Source organism: Streptomyces mesophilus (genome assembly GCF_040300965.1).
Lineage (GTDB): Bacteria > Actinomycetota > Actinomycetes > Streptomycetales > Streptomycetaceae > Streptomyces > Streptomyces mesophilus_A.
Genome location: NZ_JBEPEW010000065.1, coordinates 1 through 12,401 on the forward strand (window position 1 = coordinate 1; position 12,401 = coordinate 12,401).

Below are 12,401 nucleotides of genomic sequence, written 5' to 3' on the forward strand. Positions count from 1 at the left end.
GAAGGTCAAGTACAAGGAGACGGCGCGGGGCGGGCTCGCGGTCAACGTCATCGAGTGCTGATCGAACTCGCCCTGACCTGGGAGGTCTTGCGTTTCGGAGCGTTCACGACGCAGTGTCGTTGATCGCTCCGGCGCTCCCCAATTACTCCCCAGCGAAGGCTGGTTCTCCCCAGCCACTCCCCAGGAAACGCGCTGAAACGGCCGCTGCTCCTTCCCGTAGGTCGGGAGGAACAGCGGCCGTTGTGCGTTACGGGATCATGCCGGTGGGCTGTCCTTGAACGTGTGGGTGCGGTGCCACTGGTAGTACTTCTCGCGGTCCTCGGTCCACCAGGTGACCTTCCGCCCGGCCAGCCTTTCCTCGATGTGCTTCGCGACTTCAGGCAGGTCCTTGGCGAGTGGGCTCACTTGGATCACGCCCTGAGGGGCGACGGCGATGTAGCCGTGTTCGTAGAGGGAGTCGCAGCCGAAGGTGCAGGCGAGCATCGCGATGTTGGCGAGGTCGCGCTTCTCATCGTCGTCACACACCGAGCGCTTCTTGATGTGGGCACCTATGAGGAAAGCACCGGGAAGGTGCCGCCCGCACAGGGCGCACTCACCCGTGTTGCTGGGCAGGAGACGGCGCTTCAGCGCAGCCTGCTCGCCCCGGTGGGCCCGTTGAGACTTGCGCTCCAGCTCCCCGTCGAAGTTGGCAATGGCCGCTTCTTCCTCCTGCTCATCGACGGGCGCAGGTGCGGCCGGCGCCGGGTCGAGCGTCAGGAGGGAGTGGAGGGTGTCGCTTTCGTCGTCGCCGAGGACCGTGATCCCCATGACGTTCCGCTTCTCGTTCCACTCAAGAAGCTTGCGAACTTCCGCGATGGGAATGTCGAAGCCCTGAACGCCGGAGATGGCATACATGAACTCCCATGTGCTGCCGTCGTCTTCGGTCTCCCACAGCTTCATCGCCATGGCCTTGTTGCGCCAGGTCAGTGCGATGGTTCCACCGAGGTAGAGCTTGTTGTCGCCGGTGAAGACCACCCCATCCCCCGGACGCATCTTCTTGATCTGGGGGGCGTTGGCGTCGTTCTTGCCTGGCGCGACGCCCCACATGGGGGCAGAGCCATCAGGAAACAACGTGTGGAGTTGGTCAAGGACGTGGGCGTCGAGCAGATGCGCGTAGTCGTCAAAGACCACCGGTTTCGCGATCGTGTCCTGGTAGTGCTTGTTGACGACTCTCCTCGAGCGCCTGGCCGGCTGCATGACGATGCGCATCGGCTGACTCATCCCCCCAGTTGTGTGTACTTGTCCGCCCGGCCCCGTGCAAGGTGCGCCGGGTATTTCCGGTGGTTGGTCTCGATCTTCTCAACCAGAGCCTGCTCCAGGTCAAGATCGAGAACGTCGGCCAGCCTGAGCAAGTACGCGAAGACGTCGGCCATTTCCTCGCGCACATGCGGCGCCCGGACGGGATCATCCATGACGGCGCTGGACTCTTCAGGTGTCAGCCACTGGAAGATTTCGAGGAGTTCGCCGCTCTCACCGGCCAAGGCCATGGCCAGGTTCTTCGGGGTGTGGAACTGTTCCCACTCGCGTTCAGCGGCGAAGTCAGCCAGCGACTTTTGCAGAGATCCGATCGTCATGCTCCCAGCAATACCAGGTGGCACTGACAGGCTGTCGCGATCTCACCCCGTATCCAATCGAGTTGTCGGTCACAGCTGGTATACGTCTGGCCATGCATCTCTACGGGGGAACGGTCTCGGCGGTCACACAGAACGTCACACAGCCCGCGTTCATCGCCGAGTGCGAGCGACGCTTTGTCCAGCTGTTCGGCGTCTCGCCCAGCCAGGAGGAGGTACAAAGCTGGCGGCGCAGCTGGCCTGCCCTGCTCGCCGCCCTGCAGCGAGCAGGTTTGGACGAGCTCCATGTGCTGCTCGAGTACGCACTGCCGGCGACCGGAGAACGTATCGACGCCCTCGTCCTCGGTGAGGCCCCCGATAGCCGCCTCTGCGCCGTGGTGATCGAGCTGAAGCAGTGGACCAGTGCGCAGACCAACCTGGCCCGTCCGGGGATGGTCAGAATCGGACAGCGCACCGTGCAGCACCCTGCACGTCAAGTCGGCGGATATGTCCGCTACTTGGAGGACTGGATCGCTCGGGACGAGATCCCGCTGCTGGCGCGCGGCATCACCGTCCTGCACGACGCACAACCTGAATTGATCAATCAGCTTCGGCCCGCGGCGGCTCGCGGCCCCGCCGCAGCCTTCCCCCTCCTCGGCCGTGACGACCTCACCACCGAACCCACGAGGCAGGCCCTGGCCGAGCGGCTGGGTTGCGCCGACATGCAACCGACCGCAGACGAGCGCATCAAGGCCTTTCTCGACACGGAGCACCGCCCCTCGTCCACCTTGCTGGCCAGGGCAGGACGAGCAATCGAAGGCCACGACGAACTAACTCTTCTCGGCGACCAGGATCTGGCGCGCCAGGAGGTGCTGCACACCGTAGAAGCGGCGGCACAAGAGCGGGTAATACGCAGCACCATCGTCGTCACCGGAGGTCCAGGGACCGGCAAGACCGTCATCGCATGCCGGCTCCTCGGCGACCTATGCAGCCGCCCAGACGCAAACCCCCGACTGCTCTCCCCCACCGGCACGCTCACCTGGCAGCTGAAGCGCACCGTCGGAGATTCCTCACGCGGCCTCATTGCCACGTTCCTCAACAACGTGCCCGCGGGATTGACGGCCGGCAGCGTGGTTCTGCTCGATGAGGCCCACAGGGCCCGCACCTACCCCGACCAAGGCCGTAGCGGTTTTCCGCTCATCTTGGGACAACTGTTGAACCGGGCGTCGGTGGCGGTGCTCTTCCTCGATGAGAAGCAGACCGTTCGCCCCACGGAAGGCATCAGTCTCGCCGACCTTGCCCAGCACGCCGAGGACAACGACCGCTACTTCTGGCACATCGACCTCACCACGCAATTCCGGTGCAACGGCTCACGCGCCTATCACCAATGGATCGACCAGTTCCTGGAGCCTGCGGGCCCCACAGTGCCGTGGGCGGGCGCGGATTACGACCTCGCGGCCATCGATGATCCGGATCAGTTCACCCGATGGGTCAACTCCCACGTGGACAACGGTCACACGGCCCGGATCACAGCAGGCTTCTGCTGGCCCTGGGAATCGCCGGATACGCCCCCGCTTCGGCCAGAGGTTGAGATTCCCTGGATGGGGCCGGATGGGCCACGCACTTGGACCCGCCCCTGGAATGCACGCATCAACGAAACCGGCCACCCGCAGGTGCCGGGCCGCCCGTACTGGGCCACCGACACGGGCGGCCACGAACAGGTCGGCTGCATCTACACCGCCCAGGGCATGGAGTACGCCTACAACGTCGTCATCATCGGTGACGACCTCGTCCGCCGAGGCGACAAGTGGGCCGCCCAGCCCAACAAGAGCTGCGATCCGGCGTTCAAGGACATCTCCCCGGACCGCTACCTGCGATACGCCCTCAACACCTACCGCGTTCTCGCCACCCGGGGAACCAGAGGTACCCGCCTCTACTCCGCCGACGAAGAGACCCAAGCCCATCTGGCAGCACTGCTGCCGCATCATGATCGACGTCCCCGCCAAGGTTGAGTGTCAGTGGGTTGCCGTAGCCTCGGTCAGCAGCTGAAGTCCTTTTCGACTGCCTGACGGGGATGCTGTGACTGCGTGGATCCTGACCTGCAATCTCGACACTTTTGATCTTGAAGCGTTTAGGCGTGACGGTCAGGAACTCCAGTCGTGGAGCGTGGGCCGCTTCCGTGATGAGCTAACAGCCGGCGACGCGTTCGCCTTGTGGATCACCGGTGCTGGTGGAGGAGTTGTCGCCCGCGGACACCTCACCGGACCTCCTTCCCAGGACCTGTCGGCCGACGAGGCGTACTGGAAGAAGGACCCTGGGACTCGTTGGTACGTCCCACTGATCGTCGACGAGTGGCTGGAGCGCCCCATCCCGCGCAGCCAGATCATCGACGATCCGCTCTTCTCCAACTCCTCCCTGCGCAAGCAGCCCTTCGCCGCCAATCCGCACCGACTCGACGCTCAGCAATGGGACTTGCTCACCAATGCGCTCGAGCACGCAGGCGACGAAGACCCGAACTGGCACCTGCAGCCTGGGGACACCATCCGCCGTGTCGACCTGCATGACCGCTACGGCGGCAGCAGCCAGGGCGGGATCTGTCCGTCAGGGCGCACGCCGAACGTCCTGATCTTCACGGATTCACGCTCGGGCCATCAGCACGGGTACTACGACGAGTGGAGCGAGGACGGGACCTTCCACTACACCGGCGAAGGCCAGAAAGGCGATCAGGTCTTCACCAAGGGCAACAAAGCAATTCGCGACCACGGCCTCACGGGTAGCCGACTGCGCCTCTTCGAAGGCGCGCGAGGCACCGTGCGCTACGTAGGGGAAGTCGTCCTGGACGCGACCACCCCCCACTCCTACGGCCAGGCCCCACCGACCGGTGGCGGCCCGCTACGCCAGGTCATCCGGTTCCACATGGTGCCGGCCGGGACCAAACCCCAGTCATCAGACGTTCCCGTCGGCACCGGATACCGTCCCGCCGATGAGAGCATCCAGCCCGCCGCCGCGCCACCGCGCACTCCCGACCCAGACTTGACCGGACGAAACCTCAAGGCCCACCGGCGACTCCAAAACGAGTTGGCCGAAGCCGCACGAGCATGTGGCATGGAGGTCTTGTCGCCCACGGCCTCAGATCCCGACTTCGACGTGGCATGGCGCGACTCCGCCGACAACCTCACAGTCTGCGAGGTCAAGTCGCTGACCCTTGCGAACGAGGCTCGTCAGCTGCGCACCGGCTTGGGGCAGATCTTGGACTACCACGACCAACTACGGGGGCGGGGTAGGGAAGTTCGGGCTGCGCTCTGGGTAGAGCGGGAGCCGACCGACCCTCGGTGGATCGACCTGTGTCAGCGGGTTGGCGTCAAACTCGCGTGGCCGGGCCTAGAAGCAGAACTTCTCACCTAGGAACGTAGATCCTAGGTGAGCGAGTTCAGGAAAGCAGACCTGATTCTCCGCATGATCATTAGGAGGGTCAGAGTGAAGTGTGCGAGAAGTACGAGCAGGACGCCGCTTGCCCACCGATTGATTCTCTCGAGCCCCATACCAGAGGCAACTCCCAGGATCGAAGCCGACACCAAGGCCACCAAGAGGGCGTAGGTGACATTTGCCTGCAGGTGCTTGGCCAGCTTCAACCTCACGTTCTGCAAGCCGACTCCGCCCGCACCTTGAGCAGCCTTCGCAGCGACGTCAAAGAGGAGAACCAGAAGGTTAAATAGGAGGCCAGCTAGTATCGCGAATGCGGCGAGAATATTCCCAACACCCCCGACCCTCCATCCAAGGATCGCTCCCCCCACCCCGACAACCATGGGAAGCCCATAGAAGAATGCAACTTCCCCCCATAGAACTCTGTTCGTGGAGTGACTCCGCAGGGTGTTGAAATGATCCTTAACGATCGGAACGAGGTCAATCATTTGGATCATCGGGAACCTCCAATCGATAACGATCCCAGAGCTCTGGCCACTCGAATTCACGGCGCATCAGATCAGCGCCCAGCCCCATGGTTTGCCCCAGATCTTCTGCTAGCTCTTTCGCCTTCGCGTACACCCACTCATCCGTGAGGGTGGCACCAACACCCTCCTTCTTCAGTTCGGCATCGAGGTCGTACAGCATCGCTGGCGTCGCACCAGACGACACGGACAGAGTGCGAGTCGAGTTAGCGATCTTGACTTCGACCTTCATCTCTCCGAACTCAACGTCTCGCCACTCCAACATGCTCGAGACATCGGCCTCTCCGCTTATTACCCTCTGGATCATCTGCTTGCGAAATGAGGTCAGACGCGGAGGGCGAAGCACCACCTCGAGCGAACCTAGATTCCGCTCGTTGTCCCCAAGCCCCAAGGCGTCGGCCACATCGTGCGGTATGGCATGTCGGACGAGGCGAATCTTCCGCAGCTCCCCACTCTCCAAGTACACGCCGAAAGCGGCCTCTGAAGTCATGCTATTAATCTCCAGTGTATAACCACTGAACTTGGCAGAGAAGGCTTTCTTGAAAGCTTCAGACAGACTTGCGATCACCCCATTCCCCTGGAAGCGCTCAGTAAACAGAAGCCCCGCAGTTGAGTTTCCAGGCAGGATCATGTAGTTGCGCAAGTCCGTAAGGTCTACGTGATCTTCTTCTTTCCGGAAGACTACCGCTCCAGTCAACCTCTCCCTTATTCTGGACTGGGCGCCGAAGAGTCCGTGAGCGAGCTTCACGTAGAGGGCGCGGTTTTCCTGCCGAATGCCATGAGCCTCGAGTGAGCGTTCCTTCTTTGGTATTTCATACGGCCTGTCCTCCAGGTGCAGCAGGAACCCGTAGAACTCCTTCAGTAGATCCGCCCCCGCTCCGTCGAAGTTGTCGAGCGCTAGATAGCCTTTCTCCCGGTTCTTCCGGATCCTGACTGCATAACTTGCGAATGAGTGCTTCGCCACTCGCCACCTCCCCTGTGAGCGCACGATCATCGCACGGCCGATTGACTATGGGTCTGATATCCCAAAGTTGGCTGAAGGTGGTCGACTTGGAACGTCCCGCCGGGCCGTCCTGCGAGTCAGATGCAGGTCTTCTGAACCTCAAGCAGGTAGGCCGTCCATCGAGTACCCGGTCGACGGCCGGGCACCGAACTCAAGGCGAGTTCAAGGGTCTTCCTCAAGGGATGGGGTGATCCCATGATCGACTCATTGCGTCGAGCCAGGCGTTCCAACTCGTCGGGGCGCGGCAGCCGATCACTCTTGGCACCGTTGCAAGCCTGATGCGCAGGGGCGAGATTCCACAGCACATCCAGATCGGGGCCATCCCAACCCCCCACACTGGCGTAGCGCTGCATGAGCGAGTAGGGGAAGACGTGGTCGATGGCGACCGCGTCGGCGAGATCTAGCACGTCGTCGCAGATGAGGCAGCGGCCGTGTTGAAAGCCGATCAAAGCGTCGGCTACTCCGGTGACCGGACGACGACGGCGCTTGTCGGTGAGCTGCAGCGTCGACCAGTCCACGGTGACGCCCCCCTCGATGAGGGCGCGGCCGATGCCGGCGGCGAAGGAGGATTCCACGATGCTCCAACGTGCGCCGAGCTCCGCACGAAGTCCCGCGACTTGTTCCGACTGCGCCACCTGCAGGAGTTCTGGCGTGAGACAAACGATCCGCTGGCGGGGATTCCCGGCCATCTCGTAGAAGCGGTGGGGGACTTCGGTTCCTCCGCGCAGGTTGTGGAACTTCTGCATGACCATCGTCGGCATTGACTTGACCGCGGCTTCCAGCAGCAGGTCAGTGGGCCGGCCGAGCTTCTGCGTCTCCTCCCGCTCGGCGGCCGCGATGGTCAGGAAGTCGGTCCTGCCGATCAAAGTTCCTTCGGGTGCCTGCGGGGCCGTAGCTGCATGCTCGACCAGGCTCATGGCATAGGGCACGGCGAGCTCGCTGAGCAGGATCTCGGCGTGGCCGTGTCGGGCGTGCACGAGGAGGGCGTCGGCAAGGGCGAACTTGTACGTGCGGGAGTTGGCCCCCATCAAGATCGCCAAGCGCCAGGACGATCGGACGGAGGGTTCGGCCGCGAAGAAGGCATCCGCCGTCATGCCTGGCCCTTTCGCATGGCCAGCTCGCTCCAGTAGATCCCGTCCCGGCCAAGCTGGTCCTGTCCGCCACCGAGGTGCAGGACGTCCAGGCCGCATTCCTGGGCAAGTGCCGCGGTCTCGTCAGCGGGCACGTCAAACATCTTGCGGTCCGCGGGTGGTGGGCCGTGACGCAGCGAGATGATCAACAAGCCGCCGGGAGCGAGGAGTTCGGCCAGCCGGCGCATAGCAACGGTCCGCTCCTGCTCATCCAGATGCATCCACACTGCAGAAAGGAGGATCAGCCCGAAGTTGCCCTCGAGGTGCTCCAGGGCAGGGAGCGAGTCCTCCAACCAGTCGATGGCGGCGTCAGCGTGCAGCTTCTGGGCTACCTGCCGAAGCTCCCTCACCGGCTCGACCGCGATGACCTTGTGGCCACGGTCGGCCAACGCCTGCGCGTCCCGACCAGTGCCGGCACCGATGTCGGCGGCCCGGGTGGCGGCGTCCGGCAGTAAGTGCAAGATCTCCTGGTGCACAGACTCGAAGATCAAGCTTTCGTACCGCTCGGCCAGGGCTTCAGCGGCGTGTGCGTAGTACGGCTGAGCACCAGCGACGGCGACGTGCGATGAAACCGACACACCCTGATCTGCAGCTGATCTCGTCATGTCAGCACACTACGACGCCCCACTGACACACCGGATCCCGTCGCCGACAGGTGGCCGCGGTACGCAGCCGTCGGGAGAACTCGCCGACGTGGATTGGGAGTTCGCAACGAACGTAGAAGCGGACCGCATCGATGACGCTCGAACTCCCGTGCATCATCGGACACTTGACCCACCAACCGTTTCATGGTTGGGTGCTCGGCGCGCTGTATCCCAAATCCCGGCTCCGGCCATCGAATCCCCCGAACGCAGCGCGGAAGGGCACCTCCATGCCTAAGCCCCAGTACGCCTACGTGCTGCCACCCCACAAGGTGGAGTACGGGCTGGAGGTCGCGGTCAGCGACCTCGCCATCGACCCTCAGGCGCAGCGGACGCTCAGCGAACCGCGAGCCCAGCGCATGTCCGACAACCTCGTTATTGAGGCCATCGGCTTGATCATCGTTTCGCAGCGCGACGACGGCAAGAAGTACATCGTCGATGGCCAGCACCGGAAGCGCGCCTGCGAGCTCGCCGGCATCACCACAGTCAAGGCTGAGGTCCACTACGGCCTGACGCTTGCTCAGGAGGCGAGCCTCTTCCTGATCAAGAACCGCGAATCGCACAAGCCGAGGCCCATCGACGAGTACCACGTGGGGCTCACCGGCGGGGTACCGCTCTTCGTGGATACGGACCGCGTCCTCAAAGACCACAGCCTGACGCTTGGTTCCACGTCCACCAACGGGGTCGGCGCCGTTTCCGGAGTTCTGCGGATCACGGAGCGCTGGGGCGCCGATACCCTCGACCGGACCCTTACGGTCGCGGAGGAGGCGTGGGGGCGCACGGCGGAAACCTGGGACGGCATGCTCCTGGGAGGTATCGGCCAGTTCCTCGGTCGGTTCGGCGGTGAGATCGACGACCAGGAGCTCGCCAAGCGACTGCTCGAGTCCGGTTCCGCCCTCGCTTGGCGCGCCGAGATCCTCAGCCAGTCGTCCCGCGGCGGATTCAACAACAGCGGCACTGGCTCCCGCGTGACCACCGCCTTCAAGCTTGTCGCCCATGCATGGAACAGGCGGCGCAAGGCGGCAAACCGCATCGAGATCTAGCTCATCTGAGTCGGCCGGTGTCCCTTGCAACCTGGGCAAGGGACAAGAATCCTCCGGCTTGACCAGAGCAGTCGCGATCTTCTGCCAAGCTAGATGCGTGAAAATTGTCAGGCGAATCGGTGCTACGCCGCGCATGCCGCGGTGGATGTGGCGCCTGATCGTTCTGCTGTGTGCGCTGATCCTTTCGCGCCGAGGGTTCACATGCTGCTTCGCCCCTGCGGGGGCACCCTCTGAACCCCTGGATGCCGGCGTACCTGTACCCCTGCGCATCTGACAGACCCTCCTGCCCTGCGTGATCCATAGTCCTCAAGGCGGGATAGCTCTGTGCCGTGGCAGGCGCGCTCTCGATGTGCTGCTCTCGTCTTGCCGACCGCAGTGAAGGGTCAGCAATCCACCATGTTTCAACTCCCTGACGGCATGCCGCTGTGGGTGGTCCTCACCCTCGGTGCCGCGTGCATCGCAGTATTCGGCCTGGTCCGGCTGGTCGGGAAACTCCCCAAGGACTGGTACAAGCACCGCTCCGAGTTCCTCACCCGCAGGGAGGAGCTGAGGAACGGCCACAAGGAGGGCCGGACGGCCACCCTGGAAAGGCCCCGGTTGATCTTCTTCGGGTTCGTGCTCGTCTGCATCGTCGTCGTCATCGTCGCGATCGTGACGTCGCAGACCACGGCATCAACCCCACCGTCCGGGACTCCGTCGGTGAGCTCTCCCTCGACACCTTGAACTCTGGGTGTCCAGCTCGGAGCTGCGCCTTGCCCCAGGGCTTGGGGTCAAGGCGCGGCTCCGCGACCTTTCAGGTCGAGTACTCCAATTCCGTCACCGCGGCCTGGCGTATGACCAAGGCCAGTTCGTCAACATCAAGGCCGTGAAGGTAAGTCACCAAAGCCAACCTCGTGTCTCGCAAGTGACCAGCAAGCCCGACACCGCCGATGCCGCTGGGACGGATGATCTTACGGAACTCCTCGTGCTCGATCGCTCCCGCGATCAACTTCTCGGCCAGCCATAGGGGCGTGCGCTCACGGATGGCAAAGGTGAGGTGGATGCTGTGCTCATCGAAGTCGACGACGTGGGGGTTGTGGACCCATCCCCTTGGGAGCAAGAGCGACTGGCCGGCCTTGAGGTCGAGCTCTATGTCCGGCCCGGCCGCTTCCCACGTCGAAACGAAGTCGTCCTTCCAAACGCGGAAGCTCTCGTTGTACTCCCTCATGGGAGCTTCGACCGGCGGCCGCCAGAGCTGCCACCGCTTCGTACCCGCGATCTGGACGATCACAGCCATCTGCTGATCCCAGTGGTGGCGGAGCCCTTGCTCTCCGGGCGGGGTCAGGAAGGCGTGGATGTAGTTCGAGTATCCGGTCTCGGTCTGGATCGCTTCGGAGATGCGCGACAAGGCCGGGACTACCCGTTGAAGATTGCCGAGGCGGATGGTGTACCCGCGCTCGTACAGCCGGGCGAGCTTCGAGCGATCTGTCCGACCATTCGTCGTGTACGCGTTCTGACTCAGCGACGGGTAGGGGGCCTTGATGGCCGCAATCTCGTTCGCCGGGACGCATCCGGTGTTGAGGTAGCCGCGGATGGTCTCCCCGCTGACGGACTCATCGAGGGCCGCCGTGCCGCGGTCGTAGACGCGGGGCTCATCTGGCCACGAGGCCAGCAGTTCCGTTACACCCTCCTCGGGCAGCAAGAGACGCAGCGACATTACATCGGCTCCTTACGACAGTGGGAGCGGGCAGGCGATCTCTGGGTGGAACCGGTTTGGGCAGCACACGACGGAGAACGAGATCAGGTTCTTCGACGGCGTGTAGTACACCCAGCTCACGTCGACGCCACGGGGCAGTACATCGGTGGCGTAATCCAGCTTGGTGTCGAGACTGCTGTACGCCTCAAGGCCATCCGTGCGTTCGAACGGAGGGTTCGCCTCGTACTCTTTCGTCAGCCAGGCCAGCGCGATACCCATATCGGCCCAAGTGCGGTCGGCCGAGACCTGGTTCTTCTTCATCAGCCAGTAGCCAGTCATCGTGGGCGGCATGTTGCCCGTCTGGAACTCCGCGGCGGCTTCGCGGAACCGGTCGAGGACTGCCTGCTGCTTCTTGTCCTCGGGATTAAGCACCGAGGGCGGTCCGTTGGGATGCGGAGGCCGGCGACCTCCCTCCTTCCCGTACACAGCTGATGGGCCGATCCACGGTCCGTAGCCGTGCCAGTGCCCTGACCAGCTCATATGCGCCCTTCCGGAAGTACAGGGCCGCCCCGCCGGAGCAGGGCGGCCGTCTTGTCCTGAACGGGGAAGCGTCAGACTAGAGCGCGAGCCCCTGCTTCTTGACCCAGCCGCGGGCGAAGTCGTCCAATTCAGCCTTGGTGAACCGGAGTTCGATTCCGGCGCCCCCAGGCTTGTTGTCGCGCAGGGCGAAGACGGAGGTCGCGCCGGGGATCGCGCCGACCTCGACGCAAGACTCGTGCTCGCCCCCCAAGTTGCCGCCGCAGAAGTTCTGGAACTCCGCGCCCTCGATGGGGAGGTTGTAGAGGGAACTCATGGGATGGTCCTCCTGGTGCGTTGACTGTGCGGAGATGCGTTCTCCGGGCCGTCGTGCACTGGCAACCCGCGTGAGCGGGTCGGCCCCTCCCCGGCCTCCGGTCCAGGGGCAGCCGGGGAGGGAGTTCGTGGGCTACTCCGTGCGGATGTAACGGAGGGTGCCGGCGAGGGCGTTGAAGTCGATGGGCCGATAGGCCAACGTCGGGCCGGCCACCGTGTACGGCTCCCGGTCCGCGAAGATCAGCACCTTCGCTCCGCCTTGGCCGGTGACCATGTCTCGCACAGGGAAGAAGATTCCGTCGAAGCGGATCAGGTCCCCGATCTTGAGTTGTCCCGGGGTCAGGATCGTGCCGTTGGTGCCCGGAGGGCCCACGGGGATCTTGCTCTCGTCAGGCATCATGCCGCTGCCCATCCGAGGCGAGAGATTCGTCTAATTCCGGGGCGAGTTGCTCGACGGTGTAGACCCGACCGTCTCGCGTCACCCTGTAGACCCGGATGGTGTCCGGCCCGGACAGAGCGAC

General features: G+C 63.6%; 14 protein-coding genes. 4 read left to right on the forward strand and 10 right to left on the reverse strand.

All coding sequences use genetic code 11. The features are described from left to right. Nucleotides 1-255: 255 nt before the first annotated feature. Both ABT367_RS22405 and ABT367_RS22410 read right to left on the reverse strand, forming a co-directional pair. On the reverse strand, nucleotides 256-1,260 hold the full coding sequence (locus ABT367_RS22405; RefSeq protein WP_352254844.1) for a hypothetical protein: 1,005 nt from the start codon (nucleotides 1,258-1,260) through the stop codon (nucleotides 256-258). Next, on the reverse strand, nucleotides 1,257-1,613 hold the full coding sequence (locus ABT367_RS22410; RefSeq protein ID WP_352254845.1) for a nucleotide pyrophosphohydrolase: 357 nt from the start codon (nucleotides 1,611-1,613) through the stop codon (nucleotides 1,257-1,259). Before ABT367_RS22410 ends, ABT367_RS22405 begins: the two co-directional genes overlap by 4 nt. Nucleotides 1,614-1,705: 92 nt before the next feature. On the opposite strand from ABT367_RS22410, the gene ABT367_RS22415 reads away from it, so the two are divergent. Beyond that, a complete protein-coding gene (locus tag ABT367_RS22415) occupies nucleotides 1,706-3,601 on the forward strand; it encodes a DNA/RNA helicase domain-containing protein (RefSeq protein WP_352254846.1) in 1,896 nt (631 codons plus the stop codon). A gap of 67 nt (nucleotides 3,602-3,668) precedes the next feature. Then, complete coding sequence (locus ABT367_RS22420) at nucleotides 3,669-4,994, forward strand: hypothetical protein (RefSeq protein ID WP_352254847.1); 1,326 nt, start codon at nucleotides 3,669-3,671, stop codon at nucleotides 4,992-4,994. 11 nt (nucleotides 4,995-5,005) lie between these two features. On the opposite strand, the gene ABT367_RS22425 is transcribed toward ABT367_RS22420, so the two are convergent. The 4 genes from ABT367_RS22425 to ABT367_RS22440 form a co-directional block, all read right to left on the reverse strand. Continuing rightward, the gene (locus tag ABT367_RS22425; protein WP_352254848.1) at nucleotides 5,006-5,500 is read right to left on the reverse strand and encodes a hypothetical protein; all 495 of its coding nucleotides are present in this window, start codon (nucleotides 5,498-5,500) and stop codon (nucleotides 5,006-5,008) included. Continuing rightward, the gene (locus ABT367_RS22430) at nucleotides 5,493-6,500 is read right to left on the reverse strand and encodes a hypothetical protein (RefSeq protein ID WP_352254849.1); all 1,008 of its coding nucleotides are present in this window, start codon (nucleotides 6,498-6,500) and stop codon (nucleotides 5,493-5,495) included. Before ABT367_RS22430 ends, ABT367_RS22425 begins: the two co-directional genes overlap by 8 nt. A gap of 116 nt (nucleotides 6,501-6,616) precedes the next feature. After that, a complete protein-coding gene (locus ABT367_RS22435; protein ID WP_352254850.1) occupies nucleotides 6,617-7,633 on the reverse strand; it encodes an HNH endonuclease in 1,017 nt (338 codons plus the stop codon). After that, nucleotides 7,630-8,274: a class I SAM-dependent methyltransferase gene (locus ABT367_RS22440; protein ID WP_352254851.1), complete on the reverse strand. Its 645-nt coding sequence runs from the start codon at nucleotides 8,272-8,274 to the stop codon at nucleotides 7,630-7,632. The genes ABT367_RS22435 and ABT367_RS22440 overlap by 4 nt, the downstream gene beginning before the upstream one ends. 131 nt (nucleotides 8,275-8,405) lie before the next feature. Between ABT367_RS22440 and ABT367_RS22445 the strand changes: the two genes are divergently transcribed. Next, complete coding sequence (locus tag ABT367_RS22445; protein ID WP_352254852.1) at nucleotides 8,406-9,353, forward strand: ParB/RepB/Spo0J family partition protein; 948 nt, start codon at nucleotides 8,406-8,408, stop codon at nucleotides 9,351-9,353. A gap of 396 nt (nucleotides 9,354-9,749) precedes the next feature. Beyond that, complete coding sequence (locus ABT367_RS22450; protein WP_352254853.1) at nucleotides 9,750-10,076, forward strand: hypothetical protein; 327 nt, start codon at nucleotides 9,750-9,752, stop codon at nucleotides 10,074-10,076. Between the two features lie 70 nt (nucleotides 10,077-10,146). Here the strand turns inward: ABT367_RS22450 and ABT367_RS22455 are convergent, their stop codons facing one another. From ABT367_RS22455 to ABT367_RS22470, 4 genes are all read right to left on the reverse strand, one after another. After that, complete coding sequence (locus ABT367_RS22455) at nucleotides 10,147-11,049, reverse strand: JmjC domain-containing protein (protein WP_352254854.1); 903 nt, start codon at nucleotides 11,047-11,049, stop codon at nucleotides 10,147-10,149. A gap of 12 nt (nucleotides 11,050-11,061) precedes the next feature. Continuing rightward, nucleotides 11,062-11,460, reverse strand: coding sequence for a hypothetical protein (locus tag ABT367_RS22460; protein WP_352254855.1), 399 nt, complete (start codon nucleotides 11,458-11,460; stop codon nucleotides 11,062-11,064). 184 nt (nucleotides 11,461-11,644) lie between these two features. Next, entirely contained in the window at nucleotides 11,645-11,881 is a 237-nt protein-coding gene (locus ABT367_RS22465; RefSeq protein WP_352254856.1) for a DUF397 domain-containing protein, read from the reverse strand. 132 nt (nucleotides 11,882-12,013) lie between these two features. Then, a complete protein-coding gene (locus ABT367_RS22470) occupies nucleotides 12,014-12,280 on the reverse strand; it encodes a hypothetical protein (RefSeq protein ID WP_352254857.1) in 267 nt (88 codons plus the stop codon). Nucleotides 12,281-12,401 lie beyond the last annotated feature (121 nt).

Coding starts and splice junctions, on each gene's coding strand:
- ABT367_RS22405 (WP_352254844.1), bottom strand. CDS start 1,260: ATGAGTCAGCCGATGCGCATCGTCATGCAGCCGGCCAGGCGCTCGAGG.
- ABT367_RS22415 (WP_352254846.1), top strand. CDS start 1,706: ATGCATCTCTACGGGGGAACGGTCTCGGCGGTCACACAGAACGTCACA.
- ABT367_RS22465 (WP_352254856.1), bottom strand. CDS start 11,881: ATGAGTTCCCTCTACAACCTCCCCATCGAGGGCGCGGAGTTCCAGAAC.
- ABT367_RS22410 (WP_352254845.1), bottom strand. CDS start 1,613: ATGACGATCGGATCTCTGCAAAAGTCGCTGGCTGACTTCGCCGCTGAA.
- ABT367_RS22450 (WP_352254853.1), top strand. CDS start 9,750: ATGTTTCAACTCCCTGACGGCATGCCGCTGTGGGTGGTCCTCACCCTC.
- ABT367_RS22425 (WP_352254848.1), bottom strand. CDS start 5,500: ATGATTGACCTCGTTCCGATCGTTAAGGATCATTTCAACACCCTGCGG.
- ABT367_RS22470 (WP_352254857.1), bottom strand. CDS start 12,280: ATGATGCCTGACGAGAGCAAGATCCCCGTGGGCCCTCCGGGCACCAAC.
- ABT367_RS22435 (WP_352254850.1), bottom strand. CDS start 7,633: ATGACGGCGGATGCCTTCTTCGCGGCCGAACCCTCCGTCCGATCGTCC.
- ABT367_RS22445 (WP_352254852.1), top strand. CDS start 8,406: ATGACGCTCGAACTCCCGTGCATCATCGGACACTTGACCCACCAACCG.
- ABT367_RS22440 (WP_352254851.1), bottom strand. CDS start 8,274: ATGACGAGATCAGCTGCAGATCAGGGTGTGTCGGTTTCATCGCACGTC.
- ABT367_RS22455 (WP_352254854.1), bottom strand. CDS start 11,049: ATGTCGCTGCGTCTCTTGCTGCCCGAGGAGGGTGTAACGGAACTGCTG.